At 68.6% G+C, this 16984-nt stretch carries 19 protein-coding genes, 1 tRNA gene and 1 riboswitch; of the genes, 5 read left to right on the plus strand and 15 right to left on the minus strand.

Features of this window, described 5'->3' with window-relative positions:
• Positions 1-29: 29 nt before the first annotated feature.
• From AB5G72_RS05430 to cmrA, 3 genes are all read right to left on the minus strand, one after another.
• Positions 30-102: transfer RNA gene (locus AB5G72_RS05430), tRNA-His, on the minus strand.
• 98 nt (positions 103-200) lie between these two features.
• On the minus strand, positions 201-869 hold the full coding sequence (gene orn, locus AB5G72_RS05435) for an oligoribonuclease (RefSeq protein WP_154830489.1): 669 nt from the start codon (positions 867-869) through the stop codon (positions 201-203).
• Positions 870-914: 45 nt separating this feature from the next.
• Complete coding sequence (gene cmrA / locus AB5G72_RS05440; protein ID WP_440221150.1) at positions 915-1733, minus strand: mycolate reductase; 819 nt, start codon at positions 1731-1733, stop codon at positions 915-917.
• A 207-nt stretch (positions 1734-1940) separates the two neighbouring features.
• On the opposite strand from cmrA, the gene AB5G72_RS05445 reads away from it, so the two are divergent.
• Positions 1941-3251 carry an MFS transporter gene (locus AB5G72_RS05445; protein WP_440221471.1) on the plus strand — a complete coding sequence of 437 codons (1311 nt, stop codon included), beginning with the start codon at positions 1941-1943 and terminating at the stop codon, positions 3249-3251.
• Between the two features lie 18 nt (positions 3252-3269).
• Here AB5G72_RS05445 and AB5G72_RS05450 read toward each other — a convergent pair whose 3' ends face one another.
• Positions 3270-3947 carry an HAD family hydrolase gene (locus AB5G72_RS05450; RefSeq protein WP_440221151.1) on the minus strand — a complete coding sequence of 226 codons (678 nt, stop codon included), beginning with the start codon at positions 3945-3947 and terminating at the stop codon, positions 3270-3272.
• 133 nt (positions 3948-4080) lie between these two features.
• On the opposite strand from AB5G72_RS05450, the gene AB5G72_RS05455 reads away from it, so the two are divergent.
• On the plus strand, positions 4081-5070 hold the full coding sequence (locus AB5G72_RS05455; protein ID WP_067719842.1) for a TIGR03557 family F420-dependent LLM class oxidoreductase: 990 nt from the start codon (positions 4081-4083) through the stop codon (positions 5068-5070).
• Between the two features lie 78 nt (positions 5071-5148).
• On the opposite strand, the gene AB5G72_RS05460 is transcribed toward AB5G72_RS05455, so the two are convergent.
• A complete protein-coding gene (locus AB5G72_RS05460; RefSeq protein ID WP_119192386.1) occupies positions 5149-5778 on the minus strand; it encodes a cysteine hydrolase family protein in 630 nt (209 codons plus the stop codon).
• Positions 5779-5896: 118 nt separating this feature from the next.
• Between AB5G72_RS05460 and AB5G72_RS05465 the strand changes: the two genes are divergently transcribed.
• Positions 5897-6850 (plus strand): GlxA family transcriptional regulator, encoded by a 954-nt coding sequence (locus AB5G72_RS05465; RefSeq protein ID WP_440221152.1) that lies wholly within the window; start codon positions 5897-5899, stop codon positions 6848-6850.
• Between the two features lie 120 nt (positions 6851-6970).
• Here the strand turns inward: AB5G72_RS05465 and AB5G72_RS05470 are convergent, their stop codons facing one another.
• From AB5G72_RS05470 to AB5G72_RS05480, 3 genes are read right to left on the minus strand one after another with little or no spacing between them, the layout of a single operon-like run.
• Positions 6971-8026 carry an ABC transporter substrate-binding protein gene (locus tag AB5G72_RS05470; protein ID WP_440221153.1) on the minus strand — a complete coding sequence of 352 codons (1056 nt, stop codon included), beginning with the start codon at positions 8024-8026 and terminating at the stop codon, positions 6971-6973.
• Positions 8023-8802, minus strand: coding sequence for an ABC transporter permease (locus AB5G72_RS05475; RefSeq protein WP_440221154.1), 780 nt, complete (start codon positions 8800-8802; stop codon positions 8023-8025). The genes AB5G72_RS05470 and AB5G72_RS05475 overlap by 4 nt, the downstream gene beginning before the upstream one ends.
• Entirely contained in the window at positions 8799-9587 is a 789-nt protein-coding gene (locus AB5G72_RS05480; protein ID WP_440221155.1) for an ABC transporter ATP-binding protein, read from the minus strand. Before AB5G72_RS05480 ends, AB5G72_RS05475 begins: the two co-directional genes overlap by 4 nt.
• Positions 9588-9620: 33 nt before the next feature.
• A riboswitch (TPP riboswitch) is annotated at positions 9621-9718 on the minus strand.
• A gap of 328 nt (positions 9719-10046) precedes the next feature.
• Between AB5G72_RS05480 and AB5G72_RS05485 the strand changes: the two genes are divergently transcribed.
• Positions 10047-10226, plus strand: coding sequence for a hypothetical protein (locus AB5G72_RS05485; protein ID WP_440221156.1), 180 nt, complete (start codon positions 10047-10049; stop codon positions 10224-10226).
• Positions 10227-10299: 73 nt separating this feature from the next.
• Here the strand turns inward: AB5G72_RS05485 and AB5G72_RS05490 are convergent, their stop codons facing one another.
• The 6 genes from AB5G72_RS05490 to AB5G72_RS05515 all read right to left on the minus strand — a co-directional run bounded on the left by AB5G72_RS05490 (position 10300) and on the right by AB5G72_RS05515 (position 13929).
• Positions 10300-10686: a hypothetical protein gene (locus AB5G72_RS05490; RefSeq protein WP_440221157.1), complete on the minus strand. Its 387-nt coding sequence runs from the start codon at positions 10684-10686 to the stop codon at positions 10300-10302.
• On the minus strand, positions 10683-11042 hold the full coding sequence (locus AB5G72_RS05495; RefSeq protein WP_440221158.1) for a hypothetical protein: 360 nt from the start codon (positions 11040-11042) through the stop codon (positions 10683-10685). Before AB5G72_RS05495 ends, AB5G72_RS05490 begins: the two co-directional genes overlap by 4 nt.
• A gap of 68 nt (positions 11043-11110) precedes the next feature.
• On the minus strand, positions 11111-11551 hold the full coding sequence (locus AB5G72_RS05500; protein ID WP_440221159.1) for a hypothetical protein: 441 nt from the start codon (positions 11549-11551) through the stop codon (positions 11111-11113).
• Positions 11548-12945 (minus strand): C39 family peptidase, encoded by a 1398-nt coding sequence (locus AB5G72_RS05505; protein ID WP_440221160.1) that lies wholly within the window; start codon positions 12943-12945, stop codon positions 11548-11550. The genes AB5G72_RS05500 and AB5G72_RS05505 overlap by 4 nt, the downstream gene beginning before the upstream one ends.
• A gap of 310 nt (positions 12946-13255) precedes the next feature.
• Positions 13256-13516 (minus strand): hypothetical protein, encoded by a 261-nt coding sequence (locus tag AB5G72_RS05510; RefSeq protein WP_440221161.1) that lies wholly within the window; start codon positions 13514-13516, stop codon positions 13256-13258.
• 8 nt (positions 13517-13524) lie between these two features.
• On the minus strand, positions 13525-13929 hold the full coding sequence (locus AB5G72_RS05515; protein ID WP_440221162.1) for a hypothetical protein: 405 nt from the start codon (positions 13927-13929) through the stop codon (positions 13525-13527).
• A 198-nt stretch (positions 13930-14127) separates the two neighbouring features.
• Between AB5G72_RS05515 and AB5G72_RS05520 the strand changes: the two genes are divergently transcribed.
• Positions 14128-14928 (plus strand): hypothetical protein, encoded by an 801-nt coding sequence (locus AB5G72_RS05520; RefSeq protein WP_440221163.1) that lies wholly within the window; start codon positions 14128-14130, stop codon positions 14926-14928.
• 89 nt (positions 14929-15017) lie between these two features.
• On the opposite strand, the gene AB5G72_RS05525 is transcribed toward AB5G72_RS05520, so the two are convergent.
• Complete coding sequence (locus tag AB5G72_RS05525; RefSeq protein WP_440221164.1) at positions 15018-16961, minus strand: hypothetical protein; 1944 nt, start codon at positions 16959-16961, stop codon at positions 15018-15020.
• Positions 16962-16984: the final 23 nt, after the last annotated feature.

Consider the following 16984-nt stretch of genomic DNA (forward strand, 5'->3'; position numbering starts at 1 on the left):
GGACCGTGAGGTCCGGGCCTTGCGCTCGGGGTGGCTGACGGGGCTCGAACCCGCGACATCCAGAATCACAATCTGGTGCTCTACCAGCTGAACTACAGCCACCACCGCCGTCCTCGCGGACAGCGCTGACGACTTTACCCCGTGGGCCCCGTCGCCGAGAAATCCGCAGGTGGGGTCGGTCGTGAGTGGCCGGGCGGGGGTCAGTCGACCGCGGGCAGATCGGCGGCGGCCCGCTTGACCTCGTCGCTGGTCGGGCCGGGCTGGGGCACGAACGCGGTCGCCCGGTAGTACGCCAGCTCGCGGATCGATTCCTTGATGTCCGCCAGCGCGCGGTGCGACATGCCCTTCTCCGGCTGACCGAAGTAGATGCGCGGATACCAGCGGCGGCACAGCTCCTTGATGGAGCTGACGTCGATCATCCGGTAGTGCAGGTACGAGTTGAGTTCTGGCATGTCCCGGGCGAGGAACCCGCGGTCGGTGCCGATCGAGTTGCCCGCCAGGGGAGCGGATCCCGCCACCGGGACCCACTCGCGGATGTAGGCGAGGACCTGCTCCTCGGCCTCGGCGATCGTCACCGTGGACTCGCGGATCTCCTCGGTGAGGCCGGAGGAGGCGTGCATGTCGCGCACGACAGGCACCATCGCGTCGAGCTTGGCGTCGGGGGCGTGGATGACGATGTCGATCCCGTCGCCGAGCACGTTGAGCTCGGAGTCGGTCACCAGCGCGGCGATCTCCACGAGCGCATCGGACGAGGTGTCGAGGCCGGTCATCTCGCAGTCGATCCAGACGATGCGGTCGTTCTTGGACTCCTGGTGGGGCGTCGGCGAGGACGTGGGGGCAGGGGTCTCGGCGGAGGTCGGCTCTGGCATCACTCGACTATATCGCCGCAGGATCGCGGCCCCCGCGCGGGACGATCAGCCCTCCTGCTGACCCTCGCCGAGCTTGGCGTAGAACTTGCCCACGATCGGAGCCATGATCCCGCGCGGCGTGTAGTTCCCGGCCACGGACATCGCCTGGCTCAGCGGGCCGGGGACGATGCGCATCTTGTTGCGGGCGAGCGCATCCAGCGACACGCGGGCGGTGTACTCGGTGTCCACCCAGAGCCGGTCGGGGACGAGGCGGTCGACGAAGGTCTTCTCCTCCTCGGCGATCTCCTCGGTGCGCACCGGGCCGGGCGCGAGCAGCGTGACGTTGACGCCGGAGCCTTTGAGCTCGCCCCGCAGCGACTCGGAGAACGTGTTGAGGAACGCCTTGGACGCGGCGTAGGTGGCGTTGTTGGGGATCGGCATGTTGCCGGCCGCGGAGCCGACGTTGAGGATCGCCCCGGAGCGCCGCTCGACCATCCCGGGCAGCACCGCCAGCACCAGTTCGTGGCACGCCACGGCGTTGACCTGCACCTGGTGCTTCTCGTACTGCGGGTCCAGCGAGGCGACGGGGCCGAAGGTGGCGATGCCGGCGTTGTTGCACAGGACGGAGATCTCGCGCCCGGCCAGCTCGTCCAGCAGCGGCTGCCGTGCGGCGGGGTCGGCGAGGTCGCACGCGCGGACCTCCACGGTCACGCCGAACTCGCCCTCGAGCCGGGCGGCCAGCTCCTCCAACACGGACTCGCGCCGGGCCACCACGATCAGCGAGTGCCCACGCCGGGCGAGTTCGGTGGCCAGGGCCATGCCGATCCCCGAGGAGGCGCCGGTGACGACTGCTCGGTTCGACGCGGTGGGCGTGGGCAGGGACATAGGGCTCCTCGGGTCTTCCACTCGGCTCGCCCGCGTACGGCGGGTGTGGCAGCGCTGACCTTACCCGCGTGCCGCCCTCCGGAGCGTGGTGGAGGTCCTAGCCTGATCGGCGTGAGCAGCATCGGAACACCGCCCCCGTCAGCGACCACCTCGTCGTCGTCACCATCGCGTCGTGGCGTCGCCCGCGGGCAGGTCCTGGCGTGGGGGATGTGGGACTGGGGGTCGGCGGCGTTCAACGCGGTGATCGTCACCTTCGTCTTCTCCGTTTACCTCACCGACTCGGTGGGCGCGGACCTCGACGGGCCGTTCTCGGCGGCCACGTGGCTGTCGATCTCCATCGCCGTGGCCGGGCTGGTCATCGCCCTCACCGCGCCGGTGATGGGCCAACGCGCCGACCGTGGGGGTCGGCGCCGCCGCGCGCTGGGTCTCTGGACCTACGCGACGGTGCTGCTCACGGCGCTGATGTTCCTCGTCGACTCCGACGCGCCGTACCCGTGGTTCTTCGTCGGCCTGGCGCTGCTGGCGGTCGGGTCGATCACGTTCGAGTTCGCCGAGGTCGCGTACTTCGCGATGCTGCGCCAGGTCTCCACGCCGTCCACCGTCGGCCGCGTGTCCGGCTTCGGCTGGGCGATGGGGTACTTCGGCGGGATATTCCTGCTGCTCGCGGCGTTCGTCGGCTTCATCTACGGCGACGGCCCCGTGCGCGGGGTGTTCGGCATCACCACCGACGGTGGCCTCAACGTGCGGCTGGTCTGCCTCGTCGCCGCCGTGTGGTTCGCCCTGTTCGCGCTGCCGGTGCTGCGGTCGGTGCCCGAGCACCGCCCGGGGGCGGGGAGGAGCGACGACAACGACGACGACGACGAGCCCGGCTTCGGCGAGTCGTACCGCATCCTCTGGCGCGACCTCAAGGCCCTCTGGCGGCGGGATCCGCGGACCGTGAGGTTCCTCCTCGCGAGCGCGATCTTCCGGGACGGGCTGGCCGGGGTGTTCACCTTCGGGGCGATCCTGGCCGTGACGGTCTACGGGCTCGCCCCGGGGGACGTCCTGATCTTCGGCGTCGCGGCCAACGTCGTCGCGGCGCTGGGGGCGGCGGTCGCGGGACTGATCGACGACACGGTGGGACCCAAGGCCGTGATCATCGGCTCGCTGGTGGCGATGATCGCGACCATGACCGTCCTGCTGTTCGTCGACGGCACGGGCATGTTCTGGATCTTCGGACTGCTGATGTGCCTGTTCGTCGGGCCCGCGCAGTCCGCGTCGCGGTCCTTCCTGGCGCGGCTGGCCCCGCCGGGCGGCGACGGCCAGATGTTCGGGCTCTACGCCACCACCGGCCGTGCGGTCTCGTTCCTCGCACCCGCCCTGTTCGGACTGTTCACGTGGGCCTTCTCCGCCGACCGCGCGGGCATCGCGGGGATCGGGCTGGTGCTGCTGGTGGGGCTACTCCTGCTGCTGCCGGTGCGCACCCCGAGCCGCGCCGAGGCGGAGAGCACCTGGGTGGACGAGGAGCCCGCAGGCTGAAGGGTTTGAGGTGTGCGGTCAGAGCCGGCCGGCGTTCAGCAGGTCCAGGACCGCGGCGGCGTCGTCGACGATCTCCGAGAACCCGGCGGCGCGGAACTCGGAGTCGCCGATGCCGCCCGTGCGCACCGCGACCGAACGTATGCCCAGCTTGGTCGCCGCGATCGCGTCCCAGGTCGCGTCGCCGACCATGACGGCATCCGCGGCGTCGACACCGGAGCGCTCCAGGGCGATCTCGACGATCGTGGGATCGGGCTTGGCCCGGTCGACGTCCTCACCGGTCGTCACGGCGTCCACGTAGTCGTCGATGTCGAGCAACTCGCGGGCCCCGGCGAACTCCGACGGCGGCGCGGACGTGGCCAGCACAGTGATCCACCCCTGCTCCTTGGCGCCGCGTACGAGGTCGCGGGCACCGGGGAGCACTCGCAGCGACTCGGCCTGTTCGGCGTAGTACTCACCGTGCAGGTTCTTGGCCCGGCCCGCGATGCTCTCGCGCTCCTCGTCGTCGTCGATCCCCGCGATATCGAGCAGCTCCTCCACGATCGTCGAACCGTCCTTGCCGATCCGACGGTGGACGTCCACGAACGGCACCGGCGCACCGGCCTCGGCGAGAGCGCGGACCCAGGTCCAGACATGCACGTAGGTCGAATCCACGAGAGTGCCGTCGACGTCGAGGAGAAGAGCGCGCTGGGTAGTCATGTGTTCGACGGTGCCGCGCCCCGGGCCGGGCGGCAACCGCTTGGGGGTGTGGGGAGCCAGGCACGTGCGGCGGCGTCGATCCGACGCGGGGACCGGTGGCATCGCGGGACGGCCGCGCGCACGATCGATAGGCATGACGCGATTCGGATACACCCTCATGACCGAACAGTCCGGCCCCAAGGAACTCGTGCGCTACGCGGCCAAGGCCGAGCAGGCGGGGTTCGACTTCGAGGTGGCCTCGGACCACTACTTCCCCTGGCTCAGCTCGCAGGGGCACGCGCCGTACGTGTGGAGCGTGCTCGGAGCGGTCGCGCACGTCACCGAACGGGTCGACCTGTGCACCTACGTGACCTGCCCGATCCTGCGCTACCACCCGGCCGTGGTGGCGCAGAAGGCCGCGACGATGCAGATCATGTCCGACGGCCGGTTCATGCTCGGCATCGGCGCGGGGGAGAACCTCAACGAGCACGTCGTGGGGCAGCGCTGGCCGTCGGTGGATGAGCGCCACGAGATGACCGTCGAGGCGCTGGAGATCATCCGCGAACTGTTCGACGGCGGGTTGGTCACCTACTCGGGCGAGCACTTCCGCGTGGACTCCGCCCGACTGTGGGACCTACCCGATAAGCGCGTGCCGATCGGCGTGGCCGCCGGCGGAGAGAAGGCCCTCGCGCACCTCGGACCGCTGGGCGACCACCTCATCGCCACCGAGCCCGAGAGCAGCTACATCGAGAAGTGGAACGGCCTCGAGGGCCAGACCCGGATCGGTGACGGCGCCCGCGCGATCGCACAGATCCCCATCAGCTGGGACCCCGACTCGGAGTCCGCCGCCGTCGAGCGCGCGCACGACCAGTTCCGGTGGTTCGCCGGCGGGTGGGCCATGAACTCCGACCTGCCCACCACCGCCGGGTTCGCCGCCGCCACCCAGTTCATCCGCCCCGAGGACGTGGGGGAGCAGCTGGCGTGCGGGCCCGACCTCGACGCGATCGTCGAGAAGGTGCGGCCCTACTGGGAGGCCGGGTACACCGACATCGCGCTGATCCAGATCGGCGACTCCACCCTCGACCGGTTCCTCGAGGAGGCCGCCGAGCCGCTGCTGGCGCGGCTGCGGGAGGCCGCGGGCTGATCGCGGGGCCACGCAGTGACTGTTCGGCCGGCCGGGGCGAGTACCTCGGTCGGCCGGGCCCTTCGCGACGTCCCGCGGTCAGTGCTCGGCGCGGCCCTGCATGGCGGAACTGCCCAGATCGCTGCCGGTGAGCTCGGCCCCCGACGAGACGGACTCGACCCAGGCGTCGGTCGTGGCGACCGCGGCGAGATTCGAGTTGAGCACTGCCATCAGCGTCTCGTGGACCTGCTGTGCCGGGACCGACCCGGCGGAGTTGGAGATGTGGATCGCACCGGTGGCGTCGGAGAGGACCTCCACGGCGATGCCCAGCGGTTCCGCGGTTACGGCGGTGCCGAGAATGCAGTTGTTGGTCATGTAGCCGACGAGCGTCACCCGGTCGACGCCCTGCTCCCGAAGCCAGTCGACCAGCCCGGTGCCGTCGAAGACGCTGGCATAACTCTTGGTCACGCGCTTCCACTGCGGCTGGAGGCGGCTCTCGAGGTCCGCGTGCAGGGACCACCCGGCGCTGCCGTTCGCGAACACCGGAGCGCCCTCCGGCAGGTCGTGCTGGACCACCACGACGGGCATGCCGGCCTCGCTCGCCGCGTCGACCGCACGGACGATCTGGGCGAGCGACTCGTCACGGGGTGGGTACTGGATCTCGAGCGGACCGTCGAAGTACTCCTGCTGTACGTCGACGACGATCAACGCGCGATTCTGCGAACTCATGTGGATCCTCCGGATAGGCGGTACGGCCGGGAACTCGGCCGTCACCCCGATCCTCGCGGACCGACTGCGCTACCGTGAGCGGCACAAAGGAACACTTTCGATGGAAATGGGCCAACCTGTGCGTATCGCCGTTCACGTCTTCGACGGCATCACGATGTTCCACCTCGCGGCGCCCCTCCTCGTCTTCGGCGAGGTGACCCGGCTCGGACTCGCGGACGGGTGGCAGGTCGACACCTGGAGCACAGACGGCGGAGACGTCAACACCGCCGAGGGGATCGTGCTCGGCGACCTCGACGGGCCCGCGACGGCGGAGCAGGCCGACATACTGGTCTTCCCCTCATGGTCTCCGGAACTCCCCGACCGGGATCCGTGCCTGTTATCGATCGTGCGTGGCGCCCATTCCCGGGGCAGCCTGGTGGCGGGGTTGTGCCTCGGTGCCTATCCCGTGGTCGCGAGCGGAGTGCTGGACGGTCGTACCGTCGTCACCCATTGGGAGGGTGCGGCGGAGCTCGCCCTGCGGTACCCGGCGGTCGACGTCCGCTCGTCCGACCTGTACATCGACCACGGGGATGTGATCACCTCCGCGGGGACGGCCGCCTCGCTCGACGCGTGCGTCCACATCGTCCGATCCCGGCTCGGTGCCGCGAAGGCCGCCGTGCTGGCCCGCCGGATCGTGGTGGCGCCGCACCGCGAGGGTGACCAGGCGCAGTACGTAGAACTGCCGGTTCCCGACGGGGGAGACGACGGGGAGATCAGGGAGACGATCGACTGGGCCCTGGCCAATCTCGACCGGCCACTCTCGGTGGACGACCTCGCCGGACACGCCTGCATGAGCAGACGCAGCTTCGCCCGGAAGTTCCGCGCGACCACCGGCACGAGCCCCGCGCGATGGGTGCTGTCGCGTCGGCTCGACCACGCGCGGACGCTGCTCGAGACCACGACCCGCTCGATCGAGGACATCGCCCGCGACTGCGGGTTCGGCAGCGCGGTGACGTTCCGGCAGAACTTCGACAGGAAGTACTCGACGACACCGTCGTCCTACCGCGCCCGGTTCGGGGAGGCGCAGGAGTGAGTTCCACCAGGCCCGTCGCCCCGGACCATGCGGACGCGTCCCGACCGGTAGGGGCGACGCCTGCCCGGTGCCGGAACGCGGCCGCAGACGTCATGGCCACGATCTGCGTGACCAGAAAATCTAGCCGCCGGACAGGGGCAGGTAGTCGTTGGTCATGGCAGCGGCGCCGTCGACCTCGGTCTCCAGCAGTCCGTTGTCATGCATCCACGACGCGTAGGCCGCCCAGTCCCGGGCTGTCTGCCGCCCGAAATCCTCCTCGGGTAGAAGCGCCAGCGTGGCGTCGATCATTTTCTCCAGCATGTCGGGCTCGTAGGAGCCCTCGGTCACCGGGGTGAGGGACTCGAGGGCAATACGGCGGTCCGCCAACGCGGCCTGCTGCCCGGCCCCGGTTCCGGCGAGGAAGTCGCCCACGCGCTCGGCATAGTCGGCGTCGCCGGCGAGCCGGTTCGGGTTCGCGATGATCACCAGTTCCGCGTAGTCGGGCACCCCGAGTTCGGTGACCGGCATGATCTCGACATCGCCCCGGGCGCCGAGTTCCACGCCTTCGATGTTGCGGAACGCCCCGAAGATCGCGTCCACCTGGTCGGTGAGCAGCGACTGGTTGAGACTCTGCTGCACATTGGGGGTTGATATCGAGTCAGGATCGATTCCGGCCTCACGGGCGATGAAGTCGAGGGTCGGTTCCTGGGAGGCCAGCCCCGACAACCCCACGGTCTTGCCCTCCAGATCGGCTGCGGAGGTGATGCCCGACTCCGTCCTGGCGATCAGTGAGGTCAAGGACGTCGGGATCAGTGCCGCGACCGAGATCACGTCGAGTCCCTGTTCGAGGGCGATGAGCGTGTCGGGCTCGTAGGAGATGGCCAGGTCGACCCGCCCCAGGGACACCTCCCGGGCGGCGTCGGCCGTGTTGGACGGCGTCATGAACGTCACGTCGACGCCCGCGTCGGCGTAGGCGCCGGTGTGCTGCGCGGTGTACAGCGCCACATGATCGGGATTGGGGCTCCAGTCGAGCAGAACGCTGACCGGTGCGGCACCGGTCTCCCCTGGATCGGGGTCGTCTGAGGGCGCCTGACATCCGGTCAGAGCCACCGCGGCAGCGGCCGCGATCGCGAGCATGCGGACGCCGGGTCGCGTGCGGGCCCGGCGTTGGATCCTGCTGGGTCGTGTGTCCGTCATGATGGGTTCCTTTCCCCGGTGGGAGTGTTCCACGGGCAGATCAGGCGTTCGAGGATGGTCACGCTGGCGAGGAGGACGCTGGACATGATCGTCAGCACGGCCACCTGGGCAAAGACGAAATCGGTCTGGAGCCGGGGGATCGCCTGGAGCATGAGGTAGCCCAGGCCGTTGGTGGAGCCGGTGTATTCGGCGAAGACCGCGGCGACCGGGGCGAAGGTGACCGAGACGCGCAATCCGGCGAAACCGCGTGGTGCGGCGGAGGGCAGGCGTACTCGCCAGAAGAGTGACCACCGGGTGGCATGCAGGCTCCGCAGCGTGTCGATCAGCCGGGCGTCGACCGTGCGGACGCCGGAGAGAAGATTGAGGGCGACCGGGAAGAAGCACAACAGGGCCACCACGATGACCTTCGGTGCCATGCCGTAGCCGAGGGAGATCGTCAGGAGCGGGCCGATCACGATGACCGGGATGGCCTGGGAGGCGATCAGTAGTGGGGTCATGGCCTGCCCGACGGCAGGCACGAATGCGCTGACGATCACCACGGCCACGGCGACGACCACCCCGAGTACCACTCCGGTGATCGTCTCGGTGGCGGTCAGCAGCGTGGCGGAACCGAGCCGGTCGGGCCAGGTGGTCACGAGCGAGTCGAGCACGGCGAGGGGTGCGGGAATGACGTACTCGGGCACGAGTTCGAGCGAGGTGACCGTGATCCACGCGGCGAGGACCAGCAGGAGCGTGACGCAGGCAGGGGCGGCGGACTGGAGGAGTCGCACGGTCATCGGTCGGTCCCGCCCTCGGTGAGGTGCGATTCCCGGGCCAGGGCCCGGAGCACTTCCCGGCGAGCTGTGGCGAAGTCCTCGTCGCCGAGGAGGACCTCTCGGGGGCGGTCGTCGCCGAACCATCCCGGCCAGGTGCGGACCACACGCGCCGGGCCGCCGGCCTCGTCTCGTGCCAACAGGACCACGCGTTCGGCGAGGAGCAGCGACTCATCGACGTCGTGCGTGACCATGACGAGGGTGGCCGAGGTGTGGGTGATGGTGTCGCGGAGCCACTGCTGGACCTCCGCACGGGTGATCGCGTCGAGCGCACCGAGCGGCTCGTCGGCCAGCAGCACGGGTTTGCGCGCCAGCAGAGCCCGCGCGAGAGCGGCGCGCTGGCGCATGCCCGCGCTGAGGGCTGAGGGACGGGCATCGGACCAGGCGCCCAGTCCCACACGGTCCAGCATGCGCTGGGCCTCGGATCGGGCCACGCGCCGGCGCACTCGTTGGTTGCGGAGACTGATCGCGACGTTGTCGAGCAGGGACAGCCAGGGCAACAGGCTGTCGCCCTGGGGCATCAACGCGCAGGACTCCAGGCGTCGTGCGGGCCGGCGGTCATCGAGGACGGCGGCGGTCCCGGTGGTCGGTTCGACGAGGCCGGCGATCACCGACAGCAGCGTCGACTTACCGCATCCGCTGCGTCCGACAACGGCGATGTGCTCGCCTACCGGAACGGACAGGTTGAGGTCTGCGAGAACCGGGCGGAGCGCGCCCGGATAGGTGTGTCCCAATCCATTCAACGCCACTGCCGTGGTTCCTGGGCGGCTCACGAAAGCCCATGCCAGCGCATCTGACATCCCTCCGCTCGTGTGAACGAGTTCAGGTTCAGCGGGTGTGATCTCAGCCCCGTTCGGTAGGGGCACCCCGTGTCATCGAAGCTGATCTTGCGAATCAGCTCGAAGTCCGAACGTACCACCGGCACGTCTCGGGATCTGATGTGCGTCCATGGTTGGAGCGAGGCGCGGGCGGGCCGCCGTCAGTGGAGAGCGGATTGCCGGCCCGTGTCGGCGTGAGTGCGCCCCCGAGAGGATTCGAACCCCTGACCAGCCGGGTAGAAACCGGTTCGAGGGATGATCTGGCCTGCGCGAAATCGGCCTTGGCCTGCGGTGGAGTCTGCCGGGCTCAGTTTCGATCAGTCTCGAATCGCGGCAAGTGTGGGCAAAATGTGGGCAAAGGTTCTCGAATCCATGTTCTACACTTCGCCCATGCTCTGGACTGAGGATGCGCCCACCCATTGTCCCCACGGGCACGAACTCGGCCCCGACAGGGTCCTCGTCGGCTGGGACGCCGGCCGCGCCGGAAGCCTCGACCACGGCCGGCACATTTTCATCTGCCGCCAATGCGACACCATCATGCCGTGGAAGCCGAACTGTCGACTCAAGTGATCGTGCAACGCAGAAAGCCGCCCCCACCGATAAGGCGGGGGCGGCTCAATCGTGCGAGTAAGGCAGTCTGGCCTCACAGGTCGGGGCTGATCTCAGGTGGCGGGGTCTCGATGTCCTCCGGGTCGACATGGCGCTGCAGCTGCCGGACGATCCTGCGGATGTAGGCGATCGCTGCCTTGTACTTCGCCTCCACCAGGTTCAACCGTTCCTCGAGGCGGTCGATTCGCCGATCCCGCTCGGCGAGCTGCTGCTCTGTCCGCTCGTCCTGCTCCTTGAGCTGCCGCTCGGTCCATTCGCGCTGCTCGGCCATGAACGCCGCCCAGTCCGCCGTCCGGGCCTGGCTGGCGGCGGTCTCATTGGCCTCCTCCCCGGTCTTGCGGGAGAACCGGGCGGTGATCCACGTGCCGACGACGAGGATGACGGCGCCGAGGATGGTGACCAGCCCCTCGCCCCACGTCACCCTTCAACCCCACCTTCGGCGATCACCGGCCCCCGCCGCGGGCCCACCGTGTCAGCGAGGGCAGCGACAATGATCGTCAATCCGGCGAGGTTGAGGATCAACGCCCCGGTGACCCAGCCGCGTGAGGCGTCGCCGAGCGCGGTGGCCGACATGTAGGACAGGCCCCATATCAGCCACAGCATCGACACGAACGCGAGCGCATACCGGGCGAGGACACGCTGCCACACGCCTGCGAGGACTGTCGCTCCGGCGGCGATCCACACGATCGCCCACAGGTGCAGCGGCACGAGCGCGTCGATGAAGTGGGTGAGTCCGCCGGTGCTCGGCTGGTCGATGTAGGCGAACCCGCGGGCCACAGCCCCAGCAGAAACGATGCCCAAGGCGGCTACCCGCAAACGCGGGTGCAGAGGTTCCAGCGCCCGCATCACTCGAGCCTGTGCTGGCCGGTGAAGCTGTCGACGGCGTTGGCGACGTCCCCACGGATCCGCTCGAGCTCAGCGGCGATGGCCGGCGCCTGCTGCGCGAGCCCCACACGGACCGCCTCACGAGCACGGTCAGCCTCCGCGACCAGGACCGCGGGATCGAGGACCGGCGGGCGGGTAGCGGCGACCGTGCGCTCGAGCTTCTGTGCCGTCGTCGGCTGCACCCCGTTCGGCGTGAGCTTGATCGCGAACGTCGTCAGCACCGACACGACGACTGGGATCGCGGCCTTCGCCACGTCCGGCAGCTCGAGAGGCAGGGTCGCCACGAACGACAGCACAGCGACGAGGGCGCCGATGCCCGCGACGATGGTGTTGGCGTTCTTCTGGAAGAAGGTCTGCTTGCGGATCGCTTCAGCGACCACGTCCTCGATGAAGGCGTTCACTTCTTGCCTCCCAGGTAGTCGCGCTGGAACTGCTCGGGAGTGATGCCGAGCTCTGTGGCGCGGGCGTGGACCCAGTCCTCGTGGACGCGGGCGTCGACGTTGAGCATCATCCCGGCCAGCGAGTCGACGGGATTGTCACTGGTGCGGTACGCGCTTCGGGACGGGTACCGCTGTGTGAGCTCGCGGTGGATGTCGCGGGTCTTCTGGAGCAGCTCGCGCTGCTCGGCGTCGTTGAGCATGGGAAGGAAACCTCCTGTGGGTGCGGGTGCAGGGGTCGCCGAGTAGGCGTACCCCTTGGGTGGGACGAGGGTGGCGAGCTGATCGAGGCTGATCCAGTACCCGTACGGGGAGAATCCTGAGTCGGCGATCCACACCCTCCGACCGCCGCCGTCCGAGTACCCGGCGGCGAGGAAGTAGTGGTAGACGGTGCCGCCGTTGTAGGCGGGGCTGATCGTGGACGGCGCTACGGCTCGCGGGTAGTTCGACGGCGGCGCGACGATATTGACCACCACACCGTGGCCGGCGTTGATCGAAGAGACGATGTCGTTCCAGAGTCGGTCTCGCTGCGCCGGAGTCGGCGGATCGTTGGGCATCTCCACGACCCGGTACTGGGCGCCGGGGATGTGCCGGTTCAGCACCGCAGGGAACTGGCCGATCCAGTCCGTGCCGCCCTGGTGGGTGCCGAGTTCGCGGGCCAGGTCGCGTTCGATGATGAGCGGCCCGCCGGCGGCGCGGATCGCGGTCTGCGCCGATGCGGGGCCGCAGTTCCAGCCGGTGTCCTGCACGACTTGGTCGCGGGGATAGTCGAGAATCTTCTCAGCCACAGGGCCTCCAGGGGTGAGTAGCCGCTCGCCGATGGCGAGGCAGCGGTGGTAGCGGTTGCGGCGGTCGTCGAGGCCGTTGAGGCCGCCGTTGATGGCGCGGGTGACCGCCTCGAGGTTGCGTGCGTCGGCGAGGCCGTTGATCTGTGGCCGGGCGACGGTCCAGTACCAGACCGCGCCGAGGAACCCATACCGCGGCTGCTCGAGCGCGACCGGGTCGTCGACGAAGAACGTCGGCGTGGGCACGAGGCCGCGGCCGTGTGCCCACCGCGAGAGGGTGGCGTAGTTGTTGCGGCCGGTGATTTGGATCGGGCCCCGGCCGCGGAACCGTCGGCCGTCGCCGGGGTGGACGTTGCCGAGATCCCGTCGCCCCTCGTAGTTCGACCCGTCGTGGATCTCGCGCATGTACTTCAGGCCCACCGACTCGTGGCCCAGTTGCGCGCACCACATGGCGGCGCGGTTGACGTTGGTGATGTCGGCGGCCTTCATGGCGTCGGTGAACGGCCCGGCGAGGGCGTGGTAGTCCACGCCGGCCACCCGCCCCATCGCTTCGGCGAGGGTTGTTGCGTCCACGTGTCCTCCTAGATTCGTCGGTGGTGGCCGCAGCGGCAGCGGAACTGCCAGCCGACGGGCGCGTCGTACGGGCGGCTGAACGACACTCGGTGGAATCGGGAGGCGTGCCAGGCCGCCCACAGCAGCGCGGAGGTCACCGGCCCCACCTGAATGTCCAGGCGCGGTCGTCGATCCAGTACGCGGCGGACTCGACGACGCCAGCCACCGTGAGTAACCAGACGGCGATCCTTCTCTTCATGGCCGGGCCTCCCTTGGAAATGCAGAAACCCCCACCGGGCGGTGAGGGTTGTTCGAGTTGGTGGGGGTTGTTTCAGGCGGGCTCGTACATCAGGTCGAACACCTCGACCGGGCAGATCAGCAGTTCCCCGCTGTGGGCGCGCAGGAGCCAGTCGCCGGGGCGGGCGGTGGTGGTGCCTCCCGACGGCGGGATCTCCAGGAGGCCGGCGGGGTCGCACTGGCCGGGCGGGTGCACCTCGTGGCCGATGAACTCGGCGACCTCCGCGCAGTTCGTGACGGGCAGGTACTGCACCGCCTCAAACGTGGGGCGGCGTTGGTGGACGGTGATCGGCATGATGCCTCCTAGCGGGGGAGCGGACGGTCGGCGATCACGTGGCCGGCGAGCTCGTCGGCGAGCATCCCCAGGAAGTGCACGAACGCCTCCTCGGCGTCGGTCGTGTCGTCGTCGCCGTCGGGGATGGGCAGGCCGCGCCGCACGAAGGTGTCGATCGCGGCGTGGCCGGCCTCGTGGACGAGGATCGCCAGCTGCGGTGGTCCGCCGAAGTAGAACGTCCCGTCGTGCTGCCCGGCCGGGTCGGGGAAGAACGCCGAGTGTGGGGAATCGAGCTCGGCGCCCGGGTGGTCGGCGAGGATCGCCGCGGCCGTGGCATCCGGGCCCGGGCAGATGACCACCTCGTAGACCGTCGAGTCCGGCAGGGTGCCGGCATCGGCCTGCGGCCACGAGGTGGCCATCTGGAATCGCCGCACGATCGCTCCTCTCAGCCGCCCATAGTCGGTGGATACCGGTCGGCGCGATCAATAGGTGAGCGATTATGAACGAACGCACATAGACTCCCCCTTATGCCAACTCAAGTGGTCCTCGTCCGTTGCGTCACATTGACCCCTCGGGTGAAGGAGCAACACGCGCTACTGAGGGGCAGCCTCCCCGGCGTCCGAGTTATCGCAGTGCCCGACATGACACGGGCCTACAAGCCCGAAGAGGTCGCCCGATTCGAGGACGCTGAGATCGACTGCCTGCCCCTCACGGAGGACTTCCTCTCGGCCGCAAGGTTGGAGAAAGCGGGGGATCGCACCGGCTGGGTGTGCGGCGACTATGTGTTCGCCCGAGCGCTCGACCAGCCATGGGATTACGCCTGGGTAGTTGAACCCGATCTCCACTTTCTCAATGGAGCAGAGAAGGTGATCTCTCGCCTCAATGGGCAGGACCACGATCTGATCGGGACTTTCATTTGGCCGGCAAACCTTAAGTGGCGGTGGCATGACCCGTTAGCGTCCCTCGGCCTGGGGATGGATGTTCACGCCATGTCGTTCCCTTTCGTACGGATGTCCCGACGTCTCGCCGAGGAGGTGCTGTCCGTCAGGCGGCGGATCGCTGACGTGCGGGCCGAGGGGCAGGAAGTACCGAACGATGAATCGGTCGTGTCCTCCGTCGCCCACGCAAGTGGGTGCTCGATTCTGGACTTGTCGAAGTTGATGCCTGACGTATTCCAGTACTGGAGTGCGGTTACCCGTCACAATGTGGCCGACATCGCGGCCCGTGAGAATGGCGAACGGATCGTACACTCCGGGCGTACACCGGACGAGTTCCACCGTTACATTAGTGCCCAACTGGGGGACGTAATGAAAGGCAGCGGACCGGCGCGCGACCGGATTATGCGGTCACTGGAAAGTAGCTCCAGAGACACCGTTGCGCAGGTTCTCCACGAGGCGCTGTCAGCGGTCGTGGAGACGTCCCAGACCACCTAGTAGAGGTCGGCTGGGCCACGTAGCTCACTCCATTGTCCTGATACGCGCCCGTCGTTGTGGGTGAGCACCACCACCGAGCCGTTCGGCGGCTAGGAGGCGCGGGACAGAAGCGCCCCGATGGACGGTGACGCCGCGTACAGGACCTCGCCCGAGATGTGTATCGACTCGCCCGCCGCAATCACCTCGTCCGACTCAAAAAGCCCTGGATAAACCTTGACAAGACCGTCGGAACGGTGGTCGATGCGCACGCCGGAAGAAGAGGGCTTGCGGTCGCCCCCAGCGCGCAGGGTGTCGCGTAGTCCGTTGGCTGTCATGGCGGCCACTAGATCGGGACGTGCCGACGACACAGCCGCCCACGACTGGATGCGGTCACCGTCAGGAACCTGATCTTGGTAGGCGGTGGTCGATCCGAGAGTGTGCGGCCACGACCTTCCATCGGAGGCGATAATCTCATCGAAGATCGTCCCCTCGGCGGGAAGCATCAACCCGAACACCGACCAAGTGGTGGTCAGATCGACCAGCGCGGTCAGACGGACTTGGATTGACGCCTTACCGGACGAGTGGACCCGCTGCCTAGACCACACCTCCACCACCCGCTGATCGGGAGTGACGGTGTGGTTGAGGCCGTAGAAGTGCTGGATCACGTCGAGGGTCGACCCCGCCCACTCAGTGCCGACAGATGCCGCCTCCACATCAATCTCGGTGCCATCAAGTAGGAAGATCGGGTCGTCTATGCGCTCCTCGGTGTCCACGCCGTGGTACGGGATGAACTGGGCCGACCCGCCGACAGGGGCGACATTGATCGCCACGTCGCGGTTCGAAGCCTTGGACAGCAGTGTCTCGGGGGCGGGCTGGAGCATGACCCCCTCGACGCGGAACTGATCCGGCGAGTTGGCGTGCGCGGGGTCGTGTGCCCAGCCTCGCGCCGTGCCACCCGTGGGGGCGTGGGCGGGGTCGGCGCCGGTGAACGTGGCCCGGATAGTCACCGTGCCACTCACCGGCGACGTGAACAGTTCCACCGTCCCCCGCTGCCCGACGGCCCGCCACGTCGAGACCGTGGTCGAGGTGGACGTGCCCACGATCTCCACGGTGAGCTGGCCACCCCGGTCGTCGCCGTACAAGCCCATGTAGATGGTGTCGCCGACGACAGTGGTGGTGGACCACTCCATCGTCGCCCCCACTGCGGTCGTGTACTGGATCGCCTGACCTGTCACCCACGACCCCGACTTGGCCGTGCCCGTCGACGCCACACGGGACCGCACCCCCTGCGAGGTCTCCAGCCTGCCGGTTGTCGCGTAGACAGGCCCGAGATACTGGTAGTTGTCCGTCTGCCCGCCTGTGGTTTGTGTCCACAGGCCCCAGCGGGTTGACTCGCCGGACTCGGACGCGGAGATGATGTCTAATCCATTTCCGGTTCCGGTTTTCTTGACGGCGAGGGTGCGGGGTGCGAGTAGTCGCTCTATCTGCGACACGTAGTCGGGCTGCATCGTCACACTTGGACCATACGTGGCACTAAGTGCGGTTTCCGTCAGCCGGGGCGGCAGCGCCATCCCCGCCTGAGACTCGTCGTAGGTCTCATCGAGCAGGGCGCGCACCTGGTCGACGTGGGATCGGTCCTGCCCGGTCTGCTGCGCCGCCGTGGTCGCCGTGCCGGCGGCCGTGGAGGCCTGCCCCGCCGCCGTCTCCGCGTCCTTCTTGGCCTGGACCGCGAGTTCACGCTCGGCGACGAACTTGCTGACCTGCTCCGGCTGCCACGGGAACACCTCCGTGATCAGATCCGCGAGGCCGATCGTCTCCTGGTCGGGGATCACCACCCGGAACTCGTCCCGGGCGTGCGTGCCGACCTTTAGCTCGAGAACCGCGGGCCCCGGCGCGAGCTCGACAGAGAACGTGCCGCCCTCGATCTTGTACGGGGTGCGCTCCGGGGCGTAGACGACGTTGCCGGCGGGCAGGAATCGTGCCGGGCGGGCGTAGAGGGTGCCGTCCATCGGGGCGTGCCCGAGGTCCTGCACCGTGCCAGTCACCAGGGTCATGGGGCGTCTCCTTCACGTGAGGT

The sequence above is a fragment of the Dietzia sp. MNB45 genome, assembly GCF_051994785.1.
In the GTDB taxonomy this organism is placed as follows: Bacteria; Actinomycetota; Actinomycetes; order Mycobacteriales; family Mycobacteriaceae; genus Dietzia; species Dietzia kunjamensis.

Coding starts and splice junctions, on each gene's coding strand:
- orn (WP_154830489.1), bottom strand. CDS start 869: ATGCCAGAGCCGACCTCCGCCGAGACCCCTGCCCCCACGTCCTCGCCG.
- AB5G72_RS05450 (WP_440221151.1), bottom strand. CDS start 3,947: ATGACTACCCAGCGCGCTCTTCTCCTCGACGTCGACGGCACTCTCGTG.
- AB5G72_RS05470 (WP_440221153.1), bottom strand. CDS start 8,026: ATGACGGACACACGACCCAGCAGGATCCAACGCCGGGCCCGCACGCGA.
- AB5G72_RS05460 (WP_119192386.1), bottom strand. CDS start 5,778: ATGAGTTCGCAGAATCGCGCGTTGATCGTCGTCGACGTACAGCAGGAG.
- cmrA (WP_440221150.1), bottom strand. CDS start 1,733: ATGTCCCTGCCCACGCCCACCGCGTCGAACCGAGCAGTCGTCACCGGC.
- AB5G72_RS05475 (WP_440221154.1), bottom strand. CDS start 8,802: ATGACCGTGCGACTCCTCCAGTCCGCCGCCCCTGCCTGCGTCACGCTC.
- AB5G72_RS05455 (WP_067719842.1), top strand. CDS start 4,081: ATGACGCGATTCGGATACACCCTCATGACCGAACAGTCCGGCCCCAAG.
- AB5G72_RS05525 (WP_440221164.1), bottom strand. CDS start 16,961: ATGACCCTGGTGACTGGCACGGTGCAGGACCTCGGGCACGCCCCGATG.
- AB5G72_RS05445 (WP_440221471.1), top strand. CDS start 1,941: ATGTGGGACTGGGGGTCGGCGGCGTTCAACGCGGTGATCGTCACCTTC.
- AB5G72_RS05510 (WP_440221161.1), bottom strand. CDS start 13,516: ATGCCGATCACCGTCCACCAACGCCGCCCCACGTTTGAGGCGGTGCAG.
- AB5G72_RS05485 (WP_440221156.1), top strand. CDS start 10,047: ATGCTCTGGACTGAGGATGCGCCCACCCATTGTCCCCACGGGCACGAA.